A 26,232-nucleotide genomic window follows, 5' to 3' on the forward strand; every position below is an offset into this window, starting at 1 on the left:
CCCGTCATCCTGCCTGCCACCACTGACAACGCCGCCCTGCCGCTGCCAGGGCCGCCTCCACAGCGGAGTCCTCGGCGCGGCTTCCGGTTCGGGCTACTCGTTCGCCCACCGCGGCCCGCACCCTGCCGGAGGCGGATTCGCCCGCCGCTCGCCGGCCCGGCGCCGTCGCGACCGGCGTTCTCAGACGCGCACCGGCTCGTGCAGGCCCGCACGCTCCACGGCCCGGATCGCACGGTAGTCCGCCTCGACGGCATCCGGGTCGGCGCCACTGAGAACGACCTCGGCGAACGGGCTCCCGCACCCGGCGGGGGGATCCTCGCCGGCCGCGCTCACCGTCGGCAGCCGGCGCAGCACGGCTCCGAGCGCCGGGTTCGAGGCGGCCCCACTGCTCGGGTGCAGGTGGACCCGGACGATCCGGTGACCGGTCGGAGTGCGGAGGAACGGGACGGGCGGGCGCGGGTTCCAGGTGTCCAGCGCGTCGGTCACCCGGTCGCAGCCGGTCGCCCTGCGCAGCGCCTCGTCGGCCGGTGACGTCCCGGGCACCGCCAGTGCCGAGACGAGCAGGGGACCCCGGTTCTCTTCGCGGGCGAGGCGTGCGGTGACCGGACCGCACATCACGCCCAGGGTGTCGAGGACGCGCAACATGTAGGCCGACAGCTCCCGCGTCAGCGGCTCCTGAGGGTGCAACAGGTCCGTGCGGTCCAGCGTCCCGTCCCAGGCGCGCCGCTCGGCCCACACGTCGGTGATCGCATGGTCCGTCCTCCCGTCCGCGCCGGGACGGCTGACGCTGTTGACCACGAACCGGCGGGCGGACAGCCGTTCGGTGAGGAGCAGGCGCGTGTCACCGCCGTGCCGGGCGGCCGCTCGCACCATCGCGGGCCAGGCGGAGCCGATCCACGCCGGCCCGTCGCAGACCACCGGCTCGACCGGTACACCGGCGGCGGCCGGGGCCAGCACGTACCCGGGCAGCGGGTGGGTTCCGGCCCACGCCAGGGCCTCGGTCAGGCTCGTGGTGGCGATGCCGCGCGGCGCCGGTAGCGCGGCCCGGTGCAGGGCGGCTGCCTGTGCGCCACGGTCGTAGCGCAGCCGCGATGTCTCGGGATCGGCTCGGGGAAGCCCCAGTTGCCAGGCGATCCGTTCCGTCAGCTCGACGCCCGCCGCGCTCCCGGAGACGACGGCCGAGACCCCCAGCGCCCGCAGTGCCTTGACCGTTCGGCGCAGGGATCCGCGATGTTCCACCACGTCCGCGTGGGCGCCCGCCGCGAACCTCTCCTGGAGAACCGACGGCTGCCGGGCAGCGCCGGGTTCGACCACCACGCTTCGCCATCCGTGCCGCGCGAAGCTCTCCACGAGGGCGCGCCCGGGGCAGGGGGCGACGATCGCCACGGAACCGGCGGCGGCCTCGAACGGGCGGGCGCCCAGGAGGGTGGCGGACGGGACGGCCGTGAGAACCAGCTCCAGGACGGACGAGGTGTGGGGGTCGGCATCGGTAGACACGGGCCGGCGGCCGCGACCGCCTACGACGACCAGATGCGCGCCCTGCCCTGGTTGGCGGCCGCGGCCCCGGCCTCCGGGGAGGGCGGGCCGGTGACAGGCCCAACGGCGGGATCGGTCGCTCCTCGGGACGGGCAGGCCGCCGGTAACCGGGGAATCCGGCCGCTGTGGCCGGGGGAGTCGGGAACGGATTCGGTCGAAGCGGCGCCGGGGTCGACGTACGTGCCGGCGCGTCGCGAGTGGCCAGGGCAGTCAAGAAGGGAAGGGGGCACAACAACCTCCTGCATGACGTGCTGGGCGCGGGCCTGTGCCGCGCCGCAAGAGCACCCAGTGGTGTGCCGGAAGTCCCTGTTGCGGGCCGGGACGGCCGGCCCGGGCTCAGGAGCCGGAGCGGGCGACTCCCTGGCGATGCCGGCGCGGTAGCCATGGCGGCTGCTGGTCGTTCATCGGTCCTCCACCCGTCCCCGTCCCCCTCCGGGGGGCACTCACGTTCCGCCCTGGAGCTGGTTCCCCCTCAGCTCCAGGGCGGGTCCTGGTCCTGGTCCTGGACCAAGGTGCCGCCCCTCCTCCCGCACCGCCGACCGCCCCCGAAGGGGCAGCGCCCGGCAGTGCGGAGGCGGCATCACTATGTCTCTTCGAAAGGGCGAAAGCAAGCGGCTTATTTCCCTTCTCATCTCGCGAGAAGTTCGAGATTAAACTTTCTTGGCGAGTGAGAAACGGGCAGTCGTTTCTCATCTCGTGAGAAATATGTAGCAGGCAATCTGCCCAGGTCGGGCGCCCTGTGCGGATGCCCTAGCCTGTCGGGGTACACACCTGCCCCGGCTGCGATAGGAGTGCCGTGCGCGCCATTGTCATGAGGGAATTCGGCGGCCCTGAGATTCTGCGACTGGAAGACGTTCCGGACCCCGAGCCCGCGCGCGGACAAACGCTGCTGGACGTGCGGCTGGCGGGTGTTAATTACGCAGATGTCCACGTTCGCGGAAATACCTACCTCGCGCCGGTCGAACTGCCGTACATCCCCGGCAACGAAGTCGTCGGCAGCACGCCGGAGGGCAGGCGTGTCGTGGCGCTGACCCAGGGGGGCGGCTACGCGGAGAAGGTGGCGGTCCACCGCAGGCTGCAGTGGGAGATCCCGGACGAGCTGACCGACGAACAGGCGGTGCCGCTCGCGCTGCAGGGCAACAGCGCGTACCACCTCCTCTTCACGGTCGCCCAGATCACCAAGGGGCAGACCGTCGTCATTCCCGCCGCCGCCGGCGGTGTGGGTTCGCTGGCCGTCCAGCTGGCGCGACGGGCGGGCGCGCGGGTCGTCGCCCTCGCCGGCACGGACGAGAAGCGTCGGCTGGCTCTGGAGCTGGGTGCGGCGGCAGCCGTCGACTCCTCCGACGAGGACGGCCTGGCCGAACGGATCCTGGACGCCGCGGGAGGGCCCGTGCACGCCGCGCTGGAGATGACCGGGGGCAAGACGCTGCACCAGACGCTCGACGTGCTGGCTCCGCGCGGCAGGCTCGCCGTGTACGGCTTCGCCGGCGGGCAGCTCGCCGACGTCCCCGTGCACACGCTGCTGCAGAAGTCCGTCACCGTCGCCGGCTTCTGGCTCCCGCACCTGTACACCGACCGGACGCTCCCGCTGACGGCATCCATGCGGCAGCTCTTCGACGCCGTCGGCAACGGCACCCTCAAGATCGTCAGCGGTGGGACCTTCCCGCTCGCCGACGCGGCCAAGGCGCACCACGTGCTCAACACCCGAGCCGGCATGGGCAAGTTCAGTCTGGACACCGTCAAGCAATAACCTTGTTGCTCAGAAAGGTACTCGGTGCTATCCGCGTCGGGTGCTGCCGCGCTCCAGGAGGAGGGGTGCGGGGTGACCAAGGGGGTACGGCTGATGAGTGGGCAGCGCGGAACCGGAACCAGCTACGCCGACCGCTTCATGCGCGTGCAGCAGGCTTTCATCACCCTCGGCCCCGGTGCCCACCGCCTGTCCGAGATCGCCAAGACCGCCGATCTCGACGACTCCACCACCGGCCGGATGCTGACCGCCGGCACGTACAACAGCACCTTCGTCCGGGTCGACCGGGGCCTGTACCAGCTCGGCAGCACGGTCGCCGACCTGGGGCTGCACGCACTCGCCGAAGACAACCTCTCCGGCGCCGAGGCCACCCAGGTCCTGCAGGGTCTGCGCACGGCGACCGACAACGGCCTGGTCTTCCTGTACATGAGGGCGCCGTTCGGCATAGCGGGCCGGCAGTGTCTGGACATGGCGGTGGGGGACTCCGACCTCGTGGAGCTGGGCATGACGCCCCGCGACGTCCTCTCCGTCACACGGTCGCTGCGCACCGGCGCCTCCGGCCGGACGATCCTCGCCTACCTCCCTGAACAGATCCAGCGGCGGGTGGCCGCCGACCCGGTCCCGGAGGAGGCGGGCCCCGGCGTCATCCGTGACGGCGACGAGCTGCTCGCCTCCCTCGCCGACATCCGCGACCAGGGATACGCCCTGGGACACCAGGAATGCATGGCGAAGTGGAACTCCATCGCCGCCCCCGTCATCTGGGACGGCGCGATCTGGGGCGCGGTCCTGCTGCTCAAGCCCATGGACATCATGCCGACCGCACCCCAGCACTACGTCTACGCGACCATCACCGCGGCCGCCAGGCTCAGCCACCTCGGCGGTGCCTGGCACGCCGACTGACGGGGGTCGGCCGGCGGCAGGTTGGCCCCCGCGCGGCCCGCCGCCCCGGGACCGGCGGGCCGACGCCTTGGAAGGCGATGTCGCGAGGTAAGCGGAACGTACGCCTCCGCGAGCGGGAACGGAACCCCTTCAGTCGTGTGGCGCAGCTCATAGCGGGGCCGGCCTGTCGATCCCTTGCGCCTGGATCGCGCCCCGCCCTCGGCCGGGCGGCCGCCTGATCGGGCAGGTGAGCCGACCGGGCCGGGATGTGCCGGGACTTCGGGTGGTCGATTCCGGTGCGATGTGAGCAAGCGCTTAGTAACATCGTCGGCAGTGGTCCGCTCACCCGGGAGGAACAGCCATGCAGACGCACGTCGAGGCCTTCTACGAGCGGGAGGCGGCCGACCGGTTCCTCCCCACCGCCTACACCCGCGGACCCTGGGACGCCGGCTCCCAGCACGCCGGGCCCCCGGCCGCGCTGCTCGGGCTGGCCGTCGAGCAGCGGCCCGGCGGGCGGCCGGACATGCGGGTGGCGCGCCTCACCTACGAGATCATGCGGCCCGTCCCGATACGGCCCCTGACCGTGGCCACGCGCGTGCTGCGCGCCGGGCGCAGCGTCGAACTCGTGGAGGTCGGTCTGACCCCCGACGGAGGCGAGGAGGTGATGCGCGCGACGGCCTTGCTGATGAAGACGGCGCCGGACTCGGTTCCGGAGGTGGCGCCGGGCCCGCAGGTCGCCGGACCGGCGGCTGTCGGCCCGAAGGCGTTCTTCCCGGTCCCGTGGGACCAGGGTTACCACACGGCCATGGAAGTCCGCTTCGCCGCCGGTGCGTTCCTCGAGCGGGGCCCGGCGACGGCGTGGATGCGCATGAGCGTCCCACTGGTCGCGGGCGAGGAGATCACGCCGCTCAGCCGGGTGCTCACCGCCGCAGACTCGGGCAACGGCATCAGCGCCGAACTGGACTTCCACCGTTATGTCTTCGTCAACGCCGACCTGACGGTCAGCCTGCACCGCCACCCCGAGGGCGAGTGGGTCTGTCTGGACGCCCGGACGATGGTGGACGGTGCGGGCATCGGGCTGGCCGAATCCGCCCTGCACGACGAGAAGGGACCACTCGGCCGCAGCACCCAGACCCTGTACGTGACCGCGCGCGGCTGAGGCGGCGTCAGGGGCCGTACGGCCGGGTCTCAGTGGCCTGCGGCTTCCTCGGGGCGTGCGTGGCGCGGCAGGAGGAACGCCAGCAGGAAGGTCAGGGCGAGCATGCCGTCGACGATCCACAGCACCGTCTGCATGACGGAGCCGAAACCGCTGCGGAAGGCCGAGGAGGCGGTGGTCCGCAGCGCTACGGGTATCCGGGCTCCGGCCTGAGGCGAGGTCACGGCGGACCGGGTGTCCTTCGCCAGGCGCGCGCAGGAGGCCGGGGTCGCGGCGGGGTCCTTGGCGACGGCGCGGTCCGAGGTGCAGCGGCGCAGGTCCGCCACGAGGCGCTCCTGGGCGGCGGGCGTGACGTGCGCGGCGGTCAGCTGCCCCCGCAGGCCGTTCGCCTGGTGGTCGACGGCGCCGGCGATCCCGCCGCCCAGCAGGCCGAAGAACACGGTGCCGAGGACGGCCACGCCGAAGGCACCACCGAGCTGCTGCACGGCCGTCATCGTGCCGGACGCCGAACCGGTCTCGTGCTGCTCGACGCTGGCGAGCACGATGTCGAAGAACGGCGCCATGAGCAGGCCCATCCCGACGCCGGTGACGAGCAGGGACGGCATCAGCTGCCAGGGGCCGACGGCACTCCCCGCCAGGTCGAGGGTCAGCCACACACCGAACACACCGACCGCCATGACCAGCGCGCCCGCCTGCAGGACGGCCCGTCCGAACCGGGCGACGCCCTGGGCCACCCCGAAGCCGACGATCATGCCGCCCGACCAGGGCACCATCACCAGCCCGGCCTTGAGCGGCGAATAGCCGAGGCCGATCTGCGTGTAGAGGTTGAAGACCAGCATGAAGCCCTGCATGGTCGAGAAGAACACGAGCCCGAGGCCCATGCCCCCGCTGAACCCGCGCTTGCGGAAGAGACTGGGGACGACCAGCGGGTCCTGGCCGGCCTTGCTGCGGCGCGACTCGTACGTGGCGAAGGCGACGAAGCAGACCGCCGACGCGGCCATCATCGCGAACGTCCAGGCGGGCCAGTCGTACTCCCTGCCCTGGACCAGCGGGAAGATGATGAGCAGCGCGGCCAGCGAGACCAGGAGCATGCCGGGGACGTCCAGGCGGGGCTTGCTGCCCGAGCGGCCCTTCGGGAGGTAGCGCAGGGCACCGAGGAAGGCCGCGGCGCCCAGTGGCAGGTTGATCAGGAATATCATCCGCCAGCCGGTGCCGAAGTAGTCCGCGTCCACGAGCCAGCCCGCCAGGATCGGACCGCACACCGCGGACAGTCCCATGACCGGGCCGAACATGCCGAAGGCCTTCTGCGACTCCTTGGGCGGGAACATCTCCTTGATCATGCCGAGGCCCTGCGGCAGCATCACCGCGCCGAACACCCCCTGCACGACGCGTGCCCCGATCAGCATCCCGGGCGACACCGAGACCGCGCACAGCAGCGAACCCAGGGTGAAGCCGGCCGCTCCCACCAGGAACATCCGGCGGCGCCCGTGGATGTCCCCGAGCCGCCCTCCGGTGACGAGCCCGACGGCCATCGAGAGGGTGTACGCGGCGGCCAGCCACTGCAGGGTGGAGGCACCGCCGCCGAGGTCGGCCCGCATGGAGGGGCCGGCGATGTTCGTGACGACGGCGTCGAGCAGATCCATCACCTCGGCCGCGAGGATCACGAAGAGCGCTGCCCAGCGCCATCGGTAGGGCGCTGGTGAGTCGGTGGCCGTCTCGGCTGACGCGACACCAGTGGTGGACATCGGAACTCCTCGCGGAAGTGGCGCCGGAGGAGCAACCTCCGGGCGTGACGGGGCGGTCATGAGAAGAGAACGCTGTTCACCTTAGCGGAACAGTGCTCACCGAGAGAACAGCGTTCATTAAGATATAGCGCAATCCTGGCTCCAGGACAAGATATATCGCGTACGGCCGGGTTCTCGGCTCATGGAGAACACTGTTCTCCCGGTGCCTAGACTGTCCTCATGACCGACGCGGCCGCCGACGCTCCCGTACCCCCTCCGCCGTCCCCCTGGGAGCGCGAGCGCCCCGCTCGCACCCCCGGCGCCCCCGCGCGCGCACCGCTGTCACGCGAACGGGTCGTCGAAGCCGCCTTCACCGTGCTGGACCGCGAAGGGCTCGACGGGCTGTCGATGCGTCAGGTGGCGGCCGTACTGGGAGTCACGGTCTCCGCCCTCTACGCCCACGTCAGCTCCAAGGACGACCTGCTGGAACTGATGTACGCCCGGCTCTTCGACGGCTTCGAGATGCCCGCCCCCGACCCCGAGCGATGGCAGGAGCAGGTGCGCGACTACGCCCGCTCCGGGCGGCTGCGTCTGCTCGCCCACCGGGACATGGCCAGGATCGCCATGGCCCACGTCCCCTTCACGGCCGAACTGCTGCCGCACCTCGAGGCGTTGCTCGCCGTCTTCCGTACCGCGGGGCTGCCCGACCGTATCGCGGTGGAGGCCGGTGACCTCATTTCCACGTACATCGAGGGGTTCGTCCTGGAGGAGGGCATGTGGCAGGACCGGGCCGATCAGCTCGGCGGTGACCGCTCCTCCCTGGCCCGCCCCGACTGGCGGGAGATGGCCGGCGAGATGCAGAACTACTTCGCGTCCCTGCCCGCACGGGACTTTCCCCACCTGCGCGCCGTCGCGGGGCTGATGGCGACCGACTCCTCCGACGAGAGGTTCGACGTCGGCCTGGAGATCATCCTGCGCGGCCTGGCGAGCTACCTTCCGGACCCGGGGGCCGCCACGGCTCCGGACGTCGGCCGGGCTCCGGACGTCGGCCGGGCTCCGGGCGACAGCTGACCCGCGCCGCCCTTCAGGCGCGTCCCCGGAGCATGAGGTGCCAGTAGAGGAAGGGCAGGCCGTAGCGCTTGAGGTACCACAGGTCCCGGCGTTCGCGGGTGGTGTCGACGAGGGGGAGGGTGGGGCGGTGCCGCAGGCCGTAGTCGAACTCGGCCAGCAGCACGCTGTGCCGGGAGGTGGTGATCGGACAGGAGGAGTATCCGTCGTACGAAGCGGGCAACGGCTCGGCCCCCGCCAGGCTCGCGGCGACGTTCCGGGCGACGACCGGCGCCTGTCTGCGGACCGCGGCCCCCGTCTTGGAGTTGGGTGACGAGCCGGCATCGCCGAGAGCGAAGATCTCCGGGTGGCGCACGTGACGCATGGTGTGCCTGTCGATCTCCACATAGCCGGCGGGATCCGCCGGGGCCGCCAACGGACCGCCCTTGAGCCAGTCGGGTGCCGACTGGGGCGGCACGAGGTGCATCATGTCGAAACGGACGGACTCCCTGGCCCCCGACTCGTGATGGACCAGGACTGCGGTGCGGCCGTCCGGGTCCACCTCGACCAGCTCGCTGCTCCGGTGCACCTCGATGCCGTAGCGGGCCGCGACCCGTTCCAGCTCCCCGGCGAACACCGGAACCCCGAACATGGCCGGCGTGGGAAGCGCGAGGACCACCCGTATGTCCTTCAGGACACCCTGCTCGCGCCAGTGGTCCGCGGCGAGATAGGCGATCTTCTGCGGCGCTCCACCGCACTTGATCGGGCCTGACGGCATGGTGAACACCGCCGTGCCCGAGCGCATGGAGCGGATCAGGTCCCAGGTCTTGGGCGCCAGTTCATAGGTGTAGTTGCTGGAGGTGTGCGGTGCGGTGACGGCCTGCGCCATGCCGGGCACCCGGTTCCAGTCGAGTTGCAGGCCGGGGCAGACGACCAGCCTGTCATAGGCGATGACGCTGCCGTCGGCGGTGCCCACCGTCCGCGCCTCGGGGTCCACGCTCTCCACGCGGTCCCGGATCCAGGAGACACCCTTCGGCAGGACGGACCGCTGCGGACGTGAGCTCGCCCCGGCGGTGGCCCGGCCGCCGCCGACCAGTGTCCACAGCGGTTGGTAGTAGTGCGTGCCGGACGGCTCGACGACGCCGACATCGCGGATGCCGAGCCGCAGCAGGCGGGCCGCGACGCTGACGCCGGCACTTCCTCCGCCCACGACGAGGACCTGGTGGTGCGCGTCGGTGGTCATCCCGGTTCCTCCCTGGAGCGCCCGTGTTCCTCTGCCGGAGCGCACGCGGCCCGGCTTCCCCGGCGCGCCCGCGTCCGCTAATGTACGTACATTAGCTTTCCAAATGTACGTACACAAGGATGGGGATCATGAGTGAGGAACCGGCTCCCTCGGCCGGCCGGGGCGCGCGTTCCCGGGCGGACCGGGGTGGGACCCCGCTGTGGCGCCATGTGCGTGACGACCTCCGGGCCCGGTTGGAGCGCGGCGAGTTCGTCGACTCCTTCCCCGGGGAGAACGAACTGGGTGCCCGGTACGGAGTCAGCCGGCACACCGTTCGCGCGGCACTCCGTGAGCTGCGGGAAGAGGGGCTGGTCACGGCGGCACGAGGACGACGGCCGCGACCGGTGGGCGAGGCAGTCGTCGAGCAGCCCGTCGGCGCCCTCTACAGCCTGTTCGCCTCCGTGGAGGCGGCCGGTCTCGAACAGCGCAGTGTCGTCCGCACTCTCGACATCCGTGCGGACGCGCACGTAGCGGTACGGCTGGGTCTGGAGGAGTCGACACCGCTGTTGTACCTGGAGCGCGTCCGCCTGGCCGACGGCGAGCCGCTGGCCCACGACAAGGTATGGCTGCCGGCCTCGGACGCCCGGGCGCTGCTCGACGTCGACTTCGGGCACACGGCGCTCTACGACGAACTGGCCGACCGGTGCGGCATCCGGCTGGTCGGGGGAGCGGAACGCATCAAGGCGGTCACTCCCACCCCCGCCGAACAGAGGCTGCTCGGCCTCCCCGAGGGCGTCGCGGCGTTCTCCATCGAGCGGGTCGGCCGCACGCGTGACCGCACTGTCGAATGGCGCACCACTCTCGTCCGCGGCGACCGGTTCAGCGTCCTGGCCCAGTTCGACGCCCGCGCCGGGTACCGCCTCGATCCCGCGGCCGCCCGCTTCACCCGCTCGCGCCGGAGCGTCCGGCGCCTCGATCCGGCGCGGTGAGGGGGCATGGGCCCGGAGGGAGTGCCGCACGTGTCCTTCGTGGAAACCGTCGAGGTCGCGGGGCTCGGCAACCGCAGCTATCTGGCGGGCGGTGAGCGCACGGCCGTGGCCGTCGACCCGCCCCGGGACGTCGACCGGGTGCTGGCGGCCGCGGCGCGCAGGGGTGTGCGGATCTCGCATGTCGTCGAGACCCACATCCACAACGACTACATCACCGGCGGTCCGCAGCTCGCACGTCTCACCGGCGCCGCGTATCTCGTACCCGCCGGAGCCGCCGTGTCCTTCGAACGGACACCCGTGCACGACGGGGACCGCACGCTCATCGACGAGGGTCTCGCCCTGCGGGCGCTGGCGACACCCGGACACACCCCGCACCACACCGCATACGTCCTCCTGGAGCGAGGGACGGTGGCCGCCGTGTTCACGGGCGGCTCACTGCTGATCGGCACTGTGGGCCGTCCCGACCTGGTCGAGCCGCGTCTGACCGACGGCCTCGCGCGGGCCCAGCACGCCTCCGCGCACCGTCTCGCCCGCGAACTGCCGGACGCCGCCGTGGTGTTGCCCACCCACGGATTCGGCAGCCTCTGTTCCGCCGGCCGGGTCGAGGGGGACAGGACCACCATCGGGCAGGAGAGGGCCTCGAACGGAGCGCTCACCCAGGACGTCGAGACGTTCACCGCCCACCTGCTCGCGGGGCTCGACGACATCCCCGCGTACTACGCACACATGGGTCCGGCCAACTCCGCCGGACCCTCCCCGGTCGACCTCACCGCGCCCCCGGTGGCCGACGCGGAGCAGATCGCGGCGCGACTGGCCGCCGGTGAGTGGGTGGTCGACCTGCGCAACCGGATCGCGTTCGCCGAAGGGCATGTCGCCGGCACCTACAACTTCGAGGCCGACGGGCAACTCGCCACCCACCTGGCCTGGTTGATCCCGTGGGGCAGGCCGGTGACGCTGCTCGCCGAGTCGGCCGGACAACTGGCGCACGCGCAGCGGGAGCTGGTGCGCGTCGGCATCGACCGTCCGGCCGCCGCGGCGACCGGCGGACCGCGCGTCTGGAGCAGGGAGGGCGAAGCCCCGGCCGCCTTCCCCCGCGCCACCTTCGCGGACCTCGCCGGGCAGCACCCGGCGCGGGAGGTGGTCGTCCTGGACGTCCGCCGTGCCTCCGAACGCGCGGCCGGGCACGTCCACGGCTCGGTCCACGTCCCGCTGCACACCTTGCACCGGCGCCTCCACGACGTGCCGCCCGGCCAGGTGTGGGTGCACTGCGCGGGCGGCGCGCGCGCCGCCATCGCCGCCTCGCTGCTGGACGCGGCAGGCCGTGACGTCGTCGCGGTGGACGACTCGTTCGCCGCCGCAGAGCGGGCCGGACTCACCCTGCCCGCCGAGGCGGACTCGCGGGGCCCGCGCGGTACGGTCGCGTGAGCGCCCTGTTCCTCGCCCTCGCGGCCGGCGCGGTCATCGGGCTGGTGCTGGGCGCGCTCGGTGGCGGTGGCAGTGTGCTGGCCGTACCCGCCCTGATCTATCCGCTCGGCCTCACCCCGGTGGCGGCCACCACCGCCGGACTGGTCGTCGTGGCCCTCACCTCGGCAGCCGCCCTGACCGGGCACGCCCGCGACGGGCATGTCCGTTGGGGCGTGGGACTGCTGTTCGCCGCCGCCGGGATCGGCCCGGCCGTGCTGGGCTCCGCGGCGGCCTCACACCTCCCGGCGGACGTCCTGCCGACGGCCTTCGCGGTGGTCGCGGTGGTCGCGGCGGCGCGCATGCTGCGGCCCGGGGTGGAGGCGGGTGCCGTCGGAAGGGTCAGGCCCGGTCGCGCCGCGGCGGCCGGTGCCGGACTCGGCGCGATGACCGGGGTCCTCGGGGTCGGCGGTGGCTTCCTCGCCGTACCGGCTCTCGTCAGTGTCCTCGGACTCCGCATGCGGGAAGCGGTGGGCACCAGCCTGCTGGTCATCACCGTCAACTCGCTCGCGGCGCTCACCGTGCGCGGCGGCACCGTGGACGGACTCGACTGGTCGGTCGTCGCCCCCTTCACCGGCGCCGCGGTCCTCGGGGCATGGGACGGCAGGCGCCTGGGGGCCCGGGTGAGGGGAGGAACCCTGCGGCAGGTCTTCGCCGTGGTGCTGCTGGCCGTGGCCGTCTGCATGGTCGCCGGGTCGGTGGCCTGACGGGTACCGAGGGCCGACAGCGCGATCGCTTGCACCGCCCGGCCCACGTCGGCGTTTGGCGGACGGGCGGGCGTGGGTAGTTCGCCGTCGCTGCCGGACGGTGTCACGCCGCCGGCACGCGCGAGGAGGAAGACACGTGAGGGTCGTCATCACGGGCGCGTTCGGCTTCCTGGGGCGTCGGCTGACCGGCGCACTGCTGCACACGCGGACGTTTCGTGGCGCGCCGATCACACGGCTCGTGCTCGCCGACCGCATCGTGCCGCTCGGATCGCCGGAGGCGGCGGACCCGCTCGTCGACATCGTGCACGGCGACCTGGCCGACCGCCTCGACGAGGTGTTCGCGCAGCCCGTCGACATGCTGTTCCATCTCGCCGCGGCGGTGTCGGCCGAGTGCGAGGCCGACTTCGACCTCGGCATGCGCGCCAACGTGGACACCACCCGAGCCCTGCTCGACGCCGCCCGAAACCAGTCGGCCGACGGCGGGCCGGTACCGCGGATGCTGTTCGCCAGCAGCCTCGCCGTCTACGGCTTCGACCCGAAGCTGTCCGACCCGCCGACGGTCAGCGAGTCCACCCTGCCGGTGCCGCGGTCGAGCTACGGCACACAGAAGCTCATCTGTGAGTACCTGATCGCCGACCACACGCGTCGCGGTTTCGTCGACGGGCGGGTCGCCCGCCTGATGACCGTCGCGGTGCGGCCGGGCCGGCCGAACGCGGCCGCCTCCGGATTCCTGTCCGGCATCATCCGTGAACCGCTCGCGGGGCTCCCGGCGACCTGCCCCGTGCACCCCGACCTGCGGGTGGCGCTCGCCGCACCGCGACGCACCATCAAGGGCGTCCTGCGCATCGCGGAGGCCGAACGCGGCGTCGGGCCCGGACGGCTCGAAGGCCCGGGGCCGGTCAACCTGCCGGCGCTCACGGTCTCGGTCGCCGAGATGCTCGCCACCCTGCGGCAGGTGGCCGGCGACGCGGCCGCCGGCCTGGTCACGGTCAGCCCGGACCCCGCCGTAGAGGCCATCGTGGCCTCGTGGCCCGCCGTCCTCGACAACGGACGAGCCGCCGCACTCGGACTGGAGCCCGATCCGGGCTTCCTGTCCGTCGTCCGGGAGTACCTCGCCGATCAGTCGGGTCGAAACCGCTGACCAGCCGCCGGCCCCGGAACCCCGGCGCTCATCCGCTGTCGTCACTTCACCGCCGGAGCCGATCCTCCACGCGAGCGGACTGCCACGGCCCGGCGGTACGGCGCCCACCCGCACATGGTGGTGGGCGCCTCCACAGCACCGGCGAGGTCAGTCGGTGGGTTCGTAGAAGCGGTACGTGGCCGAGTACGGGACGCCGGTCTGGGCGCCCTGAGCGCAGCTTCCGGTCGGGGCCAGGCCGCCCTTCGTGTCGAGACGCTGGACGTAGGAGACCTTGCCGAAGATGCCGTTTCCGCGGGTGGCGGTGGCCTTGAGGAGCAGTTCCGGTACCGCGTGCTCCTGCGGAACACTCGCCCCCGGCACAGCGGCGGCGTTGACCGCGCTGCCATCGGTGGTCGAGATCCACACGGGCCCCTTGCTGTGCAGGGCCACGGCACGGTGCTGCGGGTCGTGGCTCTTCCAGAGGGTCGCGGCGGGTTCGAGGAACACCCACGCGCCGTTGGCGCAGGTATAGGTCTGCACGCCCCGCGCCTGCAGAACAGCAACCTGCTTGTTGCCGTCCGGGACACGCAGTGCGGCGGGGATCGTCGTGCGGCCGACGCCGGCGGGAGGGAGAGCCGAGGGACGCTCGGCCGCCTGTCCGGCGGCCGCGGTGCCGATGACCGCGGCAGCGGCCGTGACGATGCTTCCGGCCATGAGCGCGGAACGTTTGGTGAGGGACATCGAGTATGCAACTCCAGTGAATACGTGGGCGATCGGGATGACTGCTCGGCCGCCGCCCGGCTGCCGTCCACCGGGCCGGGGCGTCGTGCGTCGGAGGGTACGGGCACGGACCCCGCCTCGCCTCAGCCGGGGCGGGGCCGTAAGGACGCGGTAATGCTTCCAGCCCTGCGTTCGCCGCTTCCGGGCGGGGCCCGGCACCGCTGACGGCCTCTCGACGCCGAACCCGTTGGAGGAACATCCAAGCTTCGGGCCGATGACTTCGTAGGGTCTTCTGTCTCGGCGGCCGGTGATCCATGGTGACGCATCGCGGAAAACGAATTCCGCATCCCAGAACTGTGTAGGGGAGTGCCCTGTGCCGTCGTCAGCCCCGTCCGTCCCACGACGCGTCGCGCGCACGCTGCGTACCTCGTTGTTCCTGCAGGTCTTCTGCGCCCTGGTCCTCGGTGTCCTCGTCGGCCGGCTGTGGCCCGGCGTCGGCACGGCAGTGCAGCCGCTCGGTGACGGCTTCGTACGGCTCATCAAGGCGGTCATCGCACCGCTGGTGTCTAGTTGACGACGAGACAGCTGCCCGGCGCCGACCGGCCGACGATCGCCTCGACGGTGGCGGTGACGTCCGCCCGGCTCAGATACGGCACGACGCCTTCCCGGATCCAGGTGGTGGCCGTCTCCGGACGGTGACCGGCGGACGCCAGCGCGGTGTCCAGCCGCTCGCGGGTGAAGTCGACCGGCACGAACCGCACGGACCTCGCGAGCGGCTCAAGACCTGCGACGCGGCCGCGCTCGTCACGCTGCGAGGCCGGGTGGTCGACCTCGAAGACCTCCACGTCGGCCGGCTCCGGCAACCGCCAGGCCCGGTCGTCCAGGACCGCGCCGACGATGACCAGCTGCGGCGCCGGCCGGGCTCGTACCGCGTCGTCGATCGCCACTGTCCGTGGCACCATCACCTCGGCAGTGGCTCCTACCGTCTCGTACGCGACGCGCTCGCCCCAGCCCTTGGGCGGTGCGCCGTCCCGCACGTGTCGCACGGCGACGCGCTCGTCCGCACGCAGCAGCTCCAGCGCCACCGGATCGGCGAACCGCCCCTCGGCGAGGCGTCCGTGCGCGGCGGCGCGGCCCTGGCGGACCATCACCGCTGTACGGCTGGCCCGGTCCGTCTCCACCGGCCGATGATCCCACGACTTCCGGAGCCCCGCTGTCGTTCGACGGTGACAAACACCTTTTCCGAGATATCACCCGATCGGGTGTTCTGTGACATGCGGATCTCGTGCGCTGTCATGCTGTGATCACCGGCGCTCGGGTGGGCGCCCGCTGATGGCTGGACGACCCGGGGGAAAGACATGACAGACGCGTCACGGCGCTCCGGAGGTCCGGACGAGCAGGCCGTCCTGCTGGCGGCCGGGCTGGCCGATCTCGCGGTGAGCACACTCGGCTCGGCGCTGGGTGCGGTGCGGGGCCTGTTACGACGCTCGGACACGGTCGACCTCGCGCGGGACGCCTCCAGGGAGCTGCAGGCCCGCGGCCGTCTCGTACTGGACCGGTACGCGAACGTACCGCCCGCCCACCTGGAAGTGCTGGCCCAGCACAAGCTGGCCCGACGCCCCGCCGACGGTGGCCATGTCTGACGGCTGGGACCCCGTCGCCTTCAAGACCCGTGTCGACGCCGTCCTGCGGGCCTTCCTGACCGAAGAAGCCGAGCAGCTGGTGGCCATCGACGACGAACTCGAAGCAGTGGCCGAACAGTTGAAGAACGCCGCGGGTCACGGCAAACGACTGAGGGCGGCCTTCTGCTACTGGGGCTGGCGGGCGTGCGGACAGCCCGACAGCGACGCGCTGGTACGGGCGGCGGCGTCCATGGAGCTGGTGCACGCGGCCGCGATCGTCCACGACGACCTGATCGACGACAGTCCGCTGCGCCACGGGCTGCCGACCGCGCACATCGCCCTGGAGCCGGCCCTGGGCGGCCGCCCGGAACCCGGCGCGGCCGCACGGTCCTTGGCGATGCTGGTGGGCGACCACCTGATGGCCCTCGCGGGGCATCTGTTCACCACCAGCGGTCTGCCCGCCGCGTATCTCGCCCGCGCCCGGGGTCTGTGGACGACTCTCGCCCGTGATCTGATCGCGGGGGAGTGCCTGGAGATCCTGCGCAGCGGCGGCCGGCCGGACACCGACGCCTCATTGAAGGTGATCCGCTACAAGACCGCCAAGTACACCGTCGAGCAGCCCCTGTTGCTGGGCGGCCTGCTCGCGGGCGCCGCCGATGAGCTGAAGGCAGGTTACTCCGCCTACGGACTGCCCCTGGGCGAGGCCTTCCAACTGCGCGACGACCTGCTGGGCCTGTTCGGCGACCCCGAGCACACCGGCAAGGCCGGCCTGGACGACCTGCGCACCCACCGGCCCACCGCCCTGCTGGCCGAGACCTGGAAGGCCGCGTCCCCCGCCCAGCGTGAGCAACTGCGTCTCGTGCTGGGCCGCCAAGACCTCGACGGCACCGATCTGCGCATGGTGCGCGAGCTGATGTCCCGATTGCGGACGCCGGAACGGATCGAGCGGATGATCTTCGTGCGAGTGGAGCGGGCGACCCGCGCCCTGGACGACGTGGATGTGCCCCCACCAGCGCGCCGGGCCCTCGTGGAGCTGGCGCGTCAGGCAACCGACCGCCTGCACTGACCCCGGCCCGTGTCACCGGCCGCACCCTGCCGCCCGGCCCCGGAAACCGCCCGCCCGCCGGGCCGCCACGCGAGGAGACCGTGATGACCTACACCGAGACGTCCATGAACCTGCTGCGCCGTAGCGGTGACGAACTGGCCGACCAGGTCGTGGCCACCCTGTTCGAGCGCGGCGAGGTCGGCAAGTTCAACTCCCTCATGCGCTACGTCACCTCCACCGGGCAGCAACTGCCCGAGGGCCTGCCCGCGGTGGCCCGCGACTACCTCCAGGAGACCAGCAGGGCACCGGACTGGGTGGACTGGGCCGAGATGGAGAAGGCCCGGCTGTTCTTCATCGACAACAACGTGCACATCTCCACCGCGCTGTCCTTCGCCTCGATGCCCGCCTGCTACCTCGTCCCGCACGTGGCCAAGCTGCTCTCGACCACCCATGGGCTGCACTACCCCTCCAAACGGATGGCGGAGACCGGGCAGTTCACCGTCCACCTCATGCAACCCGACGCCTTCGAGGCCGGCAGCCGCTTCCTCCCGGCCGCCCAGAAGGTACGACTGCTGCACGCCTCCATCCGTCACCACCTCGAACGGGAGAACCGCTGGGACACCGAGGCGCTCGGCGTGCCGATCTGCCAGGAGGACATGATCGGCGGCCAGATGTTCTTCTCCCTCCTCGTCCTCGACTCCCTCCACCGCCTCGGCATCCACCTGAGCACGGAAGGGGCCGAAGCCTACTTCTACGCCTGGCGGGTGGTCGGCGCGATCCTCGGCGTCGACCAGGACGCCGTCCCCAGGACACTCGACGAGGCACGCCGGTTCCTGGACCTGTACATGCTGCGCCACATGGGCCGCTCCGACGAAGGCGCCCATCTGACCCGCCAGTTGATCGACCTGTACGAGGAGGTGGTCCCCGGCACCCTCTTCGACCCCGTCGTCTCCGCCCTGATCCGCCACCTCATCGGCGACACCTGCGCGGACTGGCTCGACGTGCCCCGCAGCACCTGGGACACCGTCGTCAATGCCGCACCCCACCTGCTCGGGATCCTGGAGACGATCGAGGACCGCTCACCGTTCGGCGGATGGGCCCTGGACCGGCTCGGCCACCTCACCACCCTCCTCGAACTGTCCACCCTCACCCGCGGCCGTGTCATGCACTACGCCATTCCCGAACAGCTGAAGAAGGACTACGGCGTCCCCGGCGCGGTCCCGCCCGCCCGCCGCTGGACCCCACCGCCCGCCACCGTCTTCTGACCTCCCCCGACCGACTTCGCCTGCACCGCGTTCCACCTGGCGAAACAGCCGGAACGGACACCGGTCGCCGCCCATTCTCCCGCCCGCAGCGCGTCCAGCCCGTGACCGTCCGCCTGACTCCTGTCGTGGACAGGGCATCATTGGGCCGCCCGGCCAAACATCAGGCTCACCGAAGAAGGCGGACTTCACCGTGTTCCATGAAACCCCGATCTACAACCGTCTCGTTGCCGAGCGCGGTGACATCCCCACCCAGGTACGGGGTGAAGCCGACCGGATACGCCGGGAGTTGGCACGGATCCTGCCGCCCCTCTCCGGGACCGCCCCCTGGACCGCCGGAGACCTGTCGGCGCGGCCGAACCCCGCCGGCCCCGGGTTTCCTCCACTCGCTCCCTGATCACACGATCGGAAGCCGCCCGCACGGGCAGGCACCGCCCCGGCGGATTGTGCCGCCGTCGTGGGCGTGAGCGGGTGAGGAAGGGTTATTCGGTGGGTATGAAGCTGCATCTTCCGGGGCACAAAGATCACCACCACGACGACGTGTCCCCCTCGCCCGCGGAGGTGGGGCCCGGCCCCGACGTCGAACGACGTGCACCGGATGCCCCGACGGAGCTGCCGAGGCGGGCGTGGGGCGCCGTCCTCAAGGGCGCCCTGCGGGAATTCAAGGACGACGAGCTGACCGACCGCGCGGCCGCACTGACCTACTACGGCGTGCTGTCGATGTTCCCCGCGCTGCTGGTCCTGGTGTCCCTTCTGGGCATCACCGGCAGGTCGGCCACCGACACGGTCCTGTCCAACCTGCGCAAACTCACCCCCGGCTCCGCCCGTGACATCATCACGCGAGCCGTCGAGCAACTGCAGAACAACGCCGGCACCGGCTCGATCATGGCCGTCGTCGGCATCGTACTGGCGGTGTGGTCGGCGTCCGGCTACGTCGCGGCGTTCATGCGCGCTGCCAACCAGGTGTACGACATCCCCGAGGGGCGGCCGATCTGGAAGCTCCTTCCGGTGCGGCTCGGGCTGACGGTCGTCCTGCTGGTGCTTGCCGTGGTCAGCGCGCTGATCGTGGTCTTCACCGGCGCTCTGGCCCACCAGGCCGGCACCGCCCTCGGGATCGGGGACACCGCGCTGACGGTGTGGTCCATCGCGAAGTGGCCCGTCCTGGTGGTCCTGGTCACCCTCATGATCGCGCTCCTGTACTGGGCCAGCCCGAACGCCAAGGTGAAAGGCCTGCGGTGGATCACCCCGGGCAGCTTCCTCGCCCTGCTGATCTGGATGATCGCCTCCGCCGGGTTCGCGTTCTACGTCGCCACCTTCGCCTCGTACAACAAGACGTACGGCACGATGGCCGGCGTCATCGTCTTCCTCGTCTGGCTGTGGATCAGCAACCTGGCGATCCTGCTGGGCCTGGAGTTCGACGCGGAGACCGCACGCCAGCGAGCGATCGCCGGCGGGCTGCCACCGGAGCAGAAGCCGTACACCCAGCCGCGCGACACCAGCACCTGGGACGAGGAGGACCTGCGCCGGCTGGACGACATGTGAGCGGCCGCGGAAGACCCACACCAGAGCGCTCATGATCACGCAGGGCGGTGTGGGACGGCACGGCCGGGGGCACGGGAGAGGTGAGGCGTCCGCCGAGGTGCGGACTCGCACCCGAGGGGGTGGGAGGGCACATGGACGACGTGCTGGCCCGGCTGGACCGATACCAGCGACGGCACCGGTGGGTGGGTGTGCCCCTCGCGGTCGTGTACAAGTTCTTCGACGACCAGGCCACCTACCTCGCCGCACTGCTGGCCTACTACGGCTTCGTCTCGCTCTTCCCGCTGCTGCTCTTCCTGGTGGCGATCCTCAGCGGAGCGCTGCACGGCAATCCGCAGCTGCAGGATTCCGTGCTGCACTCCGCGCTCGGCGAATTCCCGGTGATCGGTGACCAGCTCGGACACAACATCCACTCGTTCCACGGCAGCGGCGCCGCCGTCGCCGTCGGTGTCACCGGCAGCGTCTACGGCGCCCTCGGGGTCGCCCAGGCGGTCCAGCACGCCCTGAACAAGATCTTCGCCGTGCCACGGCACGCCCGCCCCGATCCGTTGCGTTCACGGGCGAGGAGCCTGTACTTCCTGCTCCTGCTCGCGGCCGGTCTCTGCCTGACGACGGCCCTGTCCGCCGCCGAGTCCGCCGCCACCCTCTTCGGGACCCGCCTCGCGGTCGGCATCCGCATCGCCGTCGGCCTCGCGGGCATCGCGCTCAACGCCGCGCTCCTCCTGCTGAGCTACCGGCTCATGACCCGGCGCAAACTGCCGCTGCGCGTGACCTACGGGCCGGCCCTCGGCGCCGCGTGCGCCTGGCAGGCACTGCAGTGGGGCGGCTCCTACTACGTCGGGCACGTGCTGCGGGGCACCACGGCGACCTACGGCATGTTCGGCATCGTGCTCGGCCTGCTCGCCTGGATCTACCTCGCCGCCACGGTGTACCTCACCGCGGCGGAGATCATCTCCGTACGCTGCCTGCGGCTGTGGCCGCGCAGCCTCGCGACGCCCTTCACCGACCACGTCCACCTCGCCAAGGGCGACCTGCGCGCGTACCGCTCCTACGCGGCCACCGAGTCCTTCAAGGGCTTCGAGAAGATCTCCGTCCGCTTCGGCGAGTCGCCGCCGCCGGCCGTGGGCGAGAAGGGTCCTCCCTGAGCAGGGAGGACCCGCACCGCGTCACAGCGTGGCGGTGCTGCCTTCCCCGGACCCGCTGCCGGCGAGCCACTGGTCCCATCCCAGGTTGAAGTCGGCATACCCGTTGTCCGCCGGCGCCTTGCCCCGGGGGGAGCCGGTGACGGTGACCGGGTCACCCTGCTTGACCTGGCCGTAGAACCACTTGGCGTCCGACATCGACAGGTGGACGCAGCCGTGCGAGCCGCGGGCGCTGCCGCTGCCGGGGTTGGGGTCGCCGGTCGAGTAGTGCACATAGGTGCCGGACTGGGTCAGGTGGATGTCCCAGGGCAGCGTCAGGTCGTAGTAGTTGGGGCTGCCCTTCTGGCAGCTGATGCCGACGCTGCAGGAGGTCATGTGGACCTTCTCCTCCTTGTCGATGACGGCCATCGTGCCGTCCCACGTCGGGAACTGGGCGCTGCCCGCGTTGATCGACAGCGTCCGCACCACGCTGCCGTTCCGGGTCACCTTCATGGTGTGGCCGGTCACCGAGACATCCGCGCGCACGTCGTCGCCGATCGTGAAGGTGTGCGTGTAGTCGTGCGTGCCGTAGCGACCGTCACCGTTGCTGACGCCCTTCATGTCGGCGTCGATCTTCACCTTGGTGCCGGAGGGCCAGAACGTCTTCGGGCGCCAGTCGGCACGCCGGTCGCCGAACCAGTGCCAGGCGCCGGCCACCGGCTGCGAGGCGCTCACCTTCATGTGCTTCTCCACCGTGGCGCGTGCCTTCGCCGCCACCGGGTTGGTGAAGACCACCGAGATGGGCATGGCCACGCCGACCGTGGTTCCCGCCTGCGGGGTGATCGAGTCCAGCAGCATCGGCGGGCCGGCGGGCTTCGTCGGCGACGGAGAGGCGCTCGCGCCCGGCTTTCCCGACGACTTGCCGTCGTCGCCGCTCGCCTTGGTACTGCCACCCCCGCCGCAGGCGCTCGCGCCCACCAGCACAACGCCCGTGATGAGTGCGATCCCTATGCCGCCCTTGCGCCGTCCCACGACCTGCCCCGCTCTCTCGCTGTTCGGCCCCGACGGGCCCGACTCACTGTCAGACAGGGTAGGCCTGGTTGGCAGTTGCGTGTGTCGCGTAAAACCTGTCTCAAGTCTTGCCCTGCCAGCGGTCGCGACCCGAGGGCCGCACGGCCCGGGTGCGAGCCCGGGCCGTCTCGGACGCGACTGTCAGGGCAGCGACCCTGGGACAGCGGTGCGGCGTCAGCCGCGGTGGCTCGCCCTGGCGAGGGCGGCCACGAAGCGGAGGGCGTCCACGGTACCCACGCCGGTGGCCATGTCGTAGCCGTTGACGGCCTTGTACCCGGTGACACCCGCGTAGCTGTTGTCGGTGCCGTCGTTGACGTCGACGATGCCGGTGCTCTTGTCGTGGTGGGAGGCGCGCTCGGAGAGGTCGTACAGTGCCTTGTTGATGTCGCCCACCCGGTGGCCGGCCGCCTGGTCGGCGAGGGCGACGATGCCCGAGAAGAGCGGGCTGGCCTCGCTGGTGCCGCCGGACACGTCCCACCCGGTCGCGGTCGGGTCGAAGCTGGAGTAGACCCAGGCGCCGCCGTTGACCGCGGCGGTGAGCGACACGTCCGGGGTGCCGCGACGGGCTCCGACGACGTTCTTCACGTCGTTCTGGAAGGACGGGCGGGGGAAGACGTGGGACTGGCCGCCGCCGCCCGCACCGTTGTCGTTGTAGACGCTGTCCGGCTTGACGCGCTGACCCTTGTCGTTCAGGTGGAGCTGGGTGCCGCCGATGGAGGTGACCAACGGGTCGGAGGACGGCCAGGAGTTGACCCGCTCCTTGTAGTAGCCCTTCCCGTCGGCGGTGCTGTCGGTGGCGCCGCCGTCGCCGGAGGAGGCGAGGACGGTCACCCGCTTGCGGCTCGCGTCCTCGAAGGCGTAGCGCAGTTTCTTGATGCTGGAGAAGTCGCCCTTGTCGAAACCGGGGAACGTGTTCTCGGTGGCTCCGAAGCTCTGGCTGATGACGTCGCCGACCCCGCTGTCGATCAGGTGCTTCTCGGCGTCCATCATCTCCGGGAGGCCGGTGGTCCCCTCGGTCTCCGCGACCGCCGTCTCCACCAGGACGATCCTGGCATCGGGCGCCACGGCGTGGGCCATCTCGACGTCCAGGGTGGTTTCGCCGGCCCAGCCGGTCATGTCGGGGTTCTTGGGGTCGAAGACGGGGACCTTGCCCCACTTGACCACGTCGACCTTGGTGCTGGGTATGCCGAACTGCTTGCTGTAGACGTCGAGGTCGTGCTGGACGGTGGGGGAGCCGAACGAGTCGACGATGACGATGGTGCGCCCCTTGCCCGTGATGCCCTTCCTGTAGAGCGCGTTGAGGTCGTACGCGGTGCGGTACTGGAGCGGGTTGTAGCAGGCGATGTGCCACTTGGCCTGGCACTGTTCGCTGGAGAGCGGGCTGGGCACACCGCGCACCAGCGTGTGCCCGGCGATGGCGGGAACCGCCTTGGTGTGCGGTACGGCGGCGGGCGCGGCGGTGGTGACGCCGGCCAGCGGAGCGGTCGCCAGCGCGGCGACGGCGAGGGTGGCGATGGCCGCCGTGGAAGCCGCGTCGCTCCGCTCGGTACGGGCCCTGTGCATGGATCCCCCTGGATGGTCCTGAGTCGCACGAAGTGGTCTCCGTGCATCTCACCCAGTGAGACATGCACAGGACAAGACCATTGAAGGGCCGATGTCGAACCCTTTACCCAATCAGCACCTTCCGCTGCCAACGGTCCTGACCGAGCGTCGTCCCGTGGCCGGCGCACCCTTCGCGCTGCCGGGCGTCAGCGACCCGGGCCGCACCGGTACAGCGTCTCCGCCGTGGGGGAGCCGCCGGACGACCGTGAGCCGCCGTAGGCGGAGGCGGGCACGGGCGCGCAGGAGGACCGCACCCACTGGGTGATCCGGCTGCTTGTCGTCGTCGTACCTCCGCCGAACGGGTTGCCCGTACCGCGGCCTCCCCCCAGCAGCACGTACTGAAGCTTGCCGGAGTCGACCAGCCGGCGGAACTGCGTCTCCGTGGGGAACGGCACCTTGCCGCTGAACCCGCCGAGCGGCAGGACATGGGCGCCGGCGCCGAGGATGTAGGGGGAGGCGCCGTTCCAACTGGTGGTGGCGAAGACATAGGCGGCTGAACCCTGGCGCGCGGTGGTGTAGTCGAGCAGCTGCCGCTGGCTCGCGGTCAGTGTGCCGTTCTCACCGAAGCCGCCGAAGCCGCCGAAGCCGCCCATGCTCCGGCGGTTCGTACCGGCCCCCCGCGTCGGGCCGCCGCCCCAGGGCACCTGGCCGAACCGCGCGCCCGCCGCGGTCACCGAGCGGTGGCCGCCGTTCGTGCCGGACGGACCGACCGCGCCCATGCCGGAGCTGCCGTACGAGGGGTTGAAGATCTGCACCGCCCACGCGCCCGGCGCGATCAGCACGGCCGCGAGGGCCGCGGCCAGTCCGGCGAGGGCCAGCCGGCCCCGGGAGGCGGCACGGTGGGGACGGGCCAGGGCCAGCAGAACGACGGCGGCGAACCCGAGCACGGCCACCACGGGCGCCAGCCACGGCAGGAACGTCGGGAACTCGCCGGCGAGGTACGCGCTCCACGTCGCGGTCGCCGCCACCGCGGCCGGCAGCGCCCAGGCGCGGCGGCCGCCCGTCCGGTAGGCGCGCCACATCAGCGTGACACCGCCACCGGTGAGCGCGGCGAGCGGCACCGCGATCACCCCCATGTAGTACGTGTGGCCGCCGACACTGCCCGCGCTGAAGACCAGGAAGTACGTGATCAGCCAGGTGCCCCACAGCGCGAATCCGGCGCGGACCCGGTCGGTGCGCGGCTTGCCCCGGCGCCACAGCACGCCGCAGACGAGGGCGACGGCGGCGATCGGGTACAGCCAGCCGGTCTGCGAGGCGAGCGAGGTGCCGAACATCTTGGACCAGCCGTTCTGGTCTCCGCCCGGGCGGCCACCGCCACCGCCGGCGCCTCCGGCCAGGCGCATGGCGCCGTACTGGCCGTTGCCGTTGCCGTTGCCGCTGTGCCGGCGACCGGCTCCGGACGTTCCGTTGCCGGCGTTCTGCCCCGTCGGCCCGGTCTGTCCGAACCGGTCGGCACCCGCGCCGCCCTTCGCTCCGCCACGGCCGCCCCCGGCGCCCTGCGTCGCGCTCACACTGCCCGTCGAGGCGGCGCTGATGCCGAGCGAGGAGAAGCGGTTGAGGAAGTTGTAGCCGACCACCATGCTGAACGCGGAGTTGTTGGTGGTGCCGTCCACGTACGGCCGGTCCTTGGCCGGGGTGAGCGTGACGGCGAGTATCCAGGACGCCGAGACGGCGGTCATCACCAGGGCCGACAGACCCAGGTGCGCCAGCCGCTTCCGCAGCCCGATCGGCGCTGCCATCAGGTAGACCAGCGCGAGCGCGGGAAGCACCGCCCACGCCTCGAGCATCTTGGCCTGGAAGCCGAGCCCGACCCACACACCGGCGAGCAGCAGCGGGCGCATCCGGCCGTCCCGGGCCGCCCGTTGCGTGGCCTCGGCGGCGAGCAGCACGCACAGAGTGAAGGCGGGGTCCTCGACCGCGGTGCGGAACAGGCCCACGGCCACCGGGGTCACCAGGAACGCCGTGCAGGCGATCAGCGCGGCGTTGACGCCGGCCCAGCGGCGCACCACACGGTGCAGGACCAGCAGACTCGCCACTCCCTCGAGGACCTGCGGCAGGGTCAGCGCCCACGGATGGAATCCGAAGACGCGGGCGGAGAGCGCTTGCGGCCACAGGAATCCCGGCAATTTGTCCAGGGTGATGGAATTTCCGGGGTCGAAAGAGCCGTAGAAGAAAGCCTTCCAGCTCTCCGTCATGCTGCGGGCGGCGTTCGCGTAGAACGTGTGGTACTGGCTGTGCTCGATCCCCCAGGTGTAGAGCACGGCGGCGAGCGCGGTGATGACCAGCAGGGCCGGGCGCGCGTACGCGGGTTGGTCCACCGGCGATCTCCAGGGGGCGCGACGATCACCACTGGTGGGGCGGGCGGACAGGTCGAGGACGGTCGTAGCCATGCACAGCAGTCTTCGGCACCGCGCGAGCCCGCCACGCCAAAGAGGCCAGTTTCAAGGAAACTCTTGTGGAACTCAGGGCAATTCTTTGACCGGCCTGGACGGGATTTCAATCCGTGAAGTGCGATTCATTACCTGTCTTATAGAGCTGACGAACACAGTAATTTCACAGTCGGCACATAGTTCGGCGGGGGGGGGGGGGGGGCCCCCCCCCCCCCCCCAAACGCAACCGGAAACGGAGAAACCGCAGAGAGCGGGGGGGGCGCCCCCCCGCC

At 71.4% G+C, this 26,232-nt stretch carries 22 protein-coding genes and 1 pseudogene; 15 read left to right on the forward strand and 8 right to left on the reverse strand.

The window, feature by feature from the left end:
• Positions 1-180 precede the first annotated feature (180 nt).
• The gene (locus tag ACFYMM_RS16905; protein WP_388387027.1) at positions 181-1,497 is read right to left on the reverse strand and encodes a hypothetical protein; all 1,317 of its coding nucleotides are present in this window, start codon (positions 1,495-1,497) and stop codon (positions 181-183) included.
• A gap of 835 nt (positions 1,498-2,332) precedes the next feature.
• On the opposite strand from ACFYMM_RS16905, the gene ACFYMM_RS16910 reads away from it, so the two are divergent.
• The 3 genes from ACFYMM_RS16910 to ACFYMM_RS16920 all read left to right on the forward strand — a co-directional run bounded on the left by ACFYMM_RS16910 (position 2,333) and on the right by ACFYMM_RS16920 (position 5,321).
• The gene (locus tag ACFYMM_RS16910; RefSeq protein ID WP_388387029.1) at positions 2,333-3,286 is read left to right on the forward strand and encodes a zinc-binding alcohol dehydrogenase family protein; all 954 of its coding nucleotides are present in this window, start codon (positions 2,333-2,335) and stop codon (positions 3,284-3,286) included.
• 72 nt (positions 3,287-3,358) lie between these two features.
• A complete protein-coding gene (locus tag ACFYMM_RS16915; protein ID WP_388387031.1) occupies positions 3,359-4,183 on the forward strand; it encodes an IclR family transcriptional regulator C-terminal domain-containing protein in 825 nt (274 codons plus the stop codon).
• Positions 4,184-4,523: 340 nt separating this feature from the next.
• Positions 4,524-5,321 carry a thioesterase family protein gene (locus ACFYMM_RS16920; RefSeq protein WP_388387033.1) on the forward strand — a complete coding sequence of 266 codons (798 nt, stop codon included), beginning with the start codon at positions 4,524-4,526 and terminating at the stop codon, positions 5,319-5,321.
• A gap of 29 nt (positions 5,322-5,350) precedes the next feature.
• Here the strand turns inward: ACFYMM_RS16920 and ACFYMM_RS16925 are convergent, their stop codons facing one another.
• On the reverse strand, positions 5,351-7,063 hold the full coding sequence (locus tag ACFYMM_RS16925) for an MFS transporter (RefSeq protein ID WP_388387035.1): 1,713 nt from the start codon (positions 7,061-7,063) through the stop codon (positions 5,351-5,353).
• Positions 7,064-7,282: 219 nt separating this feature from the next.
• Here ACFYMM_RS16925 and ACFYMM_RS16930 point away from each other — a divergent pair, with 219 nt between their 5' ends.
• Entirely contained in the window at positions 7,283-8,113 is an 831-nt protein-coding gene (locus ACFYMM_RS16930) for a TetR/AcrR family transcriptional regulator (protein ID WP_388387037.1), read from the forward strand.
• Between the two features lie 13 nt (positions 8,114-8,126).
• On the opposite strand, the gene ACFYMM_RS16935 is transcribed toward ACFYMM_RS16930, so the two are convergent.
• Positions 8,127-9,332: an FAD-dependent oxidoreductase gene (locus ACFYMM_RS16935; protein WP_388387039.1), complete on the reverse strand. Its 1,206-nt coding sequence runs from the start codon at positions 9,330-9,332 to the stop codon at positions 8,127-8,129.
• A 128-nt stretch (positions 9,333-9,460) separates the two neighbouring features.
• Here ACFYMM_RS16935 and ACFYMM_RS16940 point away from each other — a divergent pair, with 128 nt between their 5' ends.
• The 4 genes from ACFYMM_RS16940 (at position 9,461) to denD (ending at position 13,609) form a co-directional block, all read left to right on the forward strand.
• Positions 9,461-10,300, forward strand: a complete 840-nt coding sequence (locus ACFYMM_RS16940) for a GntR family transcriptional regulator (protein WP_388387041.1) — start codon at positions 9,461-9,463, stop codon at positions 10,298-10,300.
• Between the two features lie 6 nt (positions 10,301-10,306).
• Complete coding sequence (locus ACFYMM_RS16945) at positions 10,307-11,725, forward strand: rhodanese-like domain-containing protein (RefSeq protein WP_388387043.1); 1,419 nt, start codon at positions 10,307-10,309, stop codon at positions 11,723-11,725.
• Positions 11,722-12,468, forward strand: coding sequence for a sulfite exporter TauE/SafE family protein (locus ACFYMM_RS16950; RefSeq protein ID WP_388387045.1), 747 nt, complete (start codon positions 11,722-11,724; stop codon positions 12,466-12,468). The genes ACFYMM_RS16945 and ACFYMM_RS16950 overlap by 4 nt, the downstream gene beginning before the upstream one ends.
• Positions 12,469-12,604: 136 nt before the next feature.
• Positions 12,605-13,609, forward strand: coding sequence for a D-erythronate dehydrogenase (denD, locus tag ACFYMM_RS16955; RefSeq protein WP_388387047.1), 1,005 nt, complete (start codon positions 12,605-12,607; stop codon positions 13,607-13,609).
• Positions 13,610-13,756: 147 nt separating this feature from the next.
• Here denD and ACFYMM_RS16960 read toward each other — a convergent pair whose 3' ends face one another.
• On the reverse strand, positions 13,757-14,329 hold the full coding sequence (locus tag ACFYMM_RS16960; RefSeq protein ID WP_388387048.1) for a DUF3455 domain-containing protein: 573 nt from the start codon (positions 14,327-14,329) through the stop codon (positions 13,757-13,759).
• Between the two features lie 352 nt (positions 14,330-14,681).
• Here ACFYMM_RS16960 and ACFYMM_RS16965 point away from each other — a divergent pair.
• Positions 14,682-14,873: pseudogene (locus ACFYMM_RS16965) on the forward strand (cation:dicarboxylate symporter family transporter); the annotation flags it as partial.
• A 1-nt stretch (position 14,874) separates the two neighbouring features.
• On the opposite strand, the gene ACFYMM_RS16970 reads toward ACFYMM_RS16965, so the two are convergent.
• A complete protein-coding gene (locus ACFYMM_RS16970) occupies positions 14,875-15,489 on the reverse strand; it encodes a class I SAM-dependent methyltransferase (protein WP_388387051.1) in 615 nt (204 codons plus the stop codon).
• A 177-nt stretch (positions 15,490-15,666) separates the two neighbouring features.
• Between ACFYMM_RS16970 and ACFYMM_RS16975 the strand changes: the two genes are divergently transcribed.
• The 6 genes from ACFYMM_RS16975 to ACFYMM_RS17000 all read left to right on the forward strand — a co-directional run bounded on the left by ACFYMM_RS16975 (position 15,667) and on the right by ACFYMM_RS17000 (position 20,921).
• Positions 15,667-15,951, forward strand: a complete 285-nt coding sequence (locus ACFYMM_RS16975) for a polyprenyl synthetase (RefSeq protein WP_388387053.1) — start codon at positions 15,667-15,669, stop codon at positions 15,949-15,951.
• Positions 15,944-16,996: a polyprenyl synthetase family protein gene (locus tag ACFYMM_RS16980; protein ID WP_388387055.1), complete on the forward strand. Its 1,053-nt coding sequence runs from the start codon at positions 15,944-15,946 to the stop codon at positions 16,994-16,996. Before ACFYMM_RS16975 ends, ACFYMM_RS16980 begins: the two co-directional genes overlap by 8 nt.
• A gap of 83 nt (positions 16,997-17,079) precedes the next feature.
• Positions 17,080-18,240: an oxygenase MpaB family protein gene (locus ACFYMM_RS16985; RefSeq protein ID WP_388387057.1), complete on the forward strand. Its 1,161-nt coding sequence runs from the start codon at positions 17,080-17,082 to the stop codon at positions 18,238-18,240.
• A 190-nt stretch (positions 18,241-18,430) separates the two neighbouring features.
• On the forward strand, positions 18,431-18,634 hold the full coding sequence (locus ACFYMM_RS16990; RefSeq protein WP_388387059.1) for a hypothetical protein: 204 nt from the start codon (positions 18,431-18,433) through the stop codon (positions 18,632-18,634).
• A 98-nt stretch (positions 18,635-18,732) separates the two neighbouring features.
• On the forward strand, positions 18,733-19,779 hold the full coding sequence (locus ACFYMM_RS16995) for a YihY/virulence factor BrkB family protein (RefSeq protein ID WP_388387061.1): 1,047 nt from the start codon (positions 18,733-18,735) through the stop codon (positions 19,777-19,779).
• A gap of 131 nt (positions 19,780-19,910) precedes the next feature.
• Complete coding sequence (locus ACFYMM_RS17000; RefSeq protein ID WP_388387064.1) at positions 19,911-20,921, forward strand: YihY/virulence factor BrkB family protein; 1,011 nt, start codon at positions 19,911-19,913, stop codon at positions 20,919-20,921.
• Positions 20,922-20,942: 21 nt separating this feature from the next.
• Here the strand turns inward: ACFYMM_RS17000 and ACFYMM_RS17005 are convergent, their stop codons facing one another.
• From ACFYMM_RS17005 to ACFYMM_RS17015, 3 genes are all read right to left on the reverse strand, one after another.
• Positions 20,943-21,929, reverse strand: a complete 987-nt coding sequence (locus ACFYMM_RS17005; RefSeq protein ID WP_388387066.1) for an Ig-like domain-containing protein — start codon at positions 21,927-21,929, stop codon at positions 20,943-20,945.
• A gap of 213 nt (positions 21,930-22,142) precedes the next feature.
• Positions 22,143-23,531, reverse strand: coding sequence for a S8 family serine peptidase (locus tag ACFYMM_RS17010; protein ID WP_388387068.1), 1,389 nt, complete (start codon positions 23,529-23,531; stop codon positions 22,143-22,145).
• Positions 23,532-23,716: 185 nt separating this feature from the next.
• Complete coding sequence (locus ACFYMM_RS17015) at positions 23,717-25,960, reverse strand: ArnT family glycosyltransferase (protein ID WP_388387070.1); 2,244 nt, start codon at positions 25,958-25,960, stop codon at positions 23,717-23,719.
• Positions 25,961-26,232: the final 272 nt, after the last annotated feature.

It is taken from the genome of Streptomyces sp. NPDC006739, from assembly GCF_042869815.1.
GTDB lineage: Bacteria > Actinomycetota > Actinomycetes > Streptomycetales > Streptomycetaceae > Streptomyces.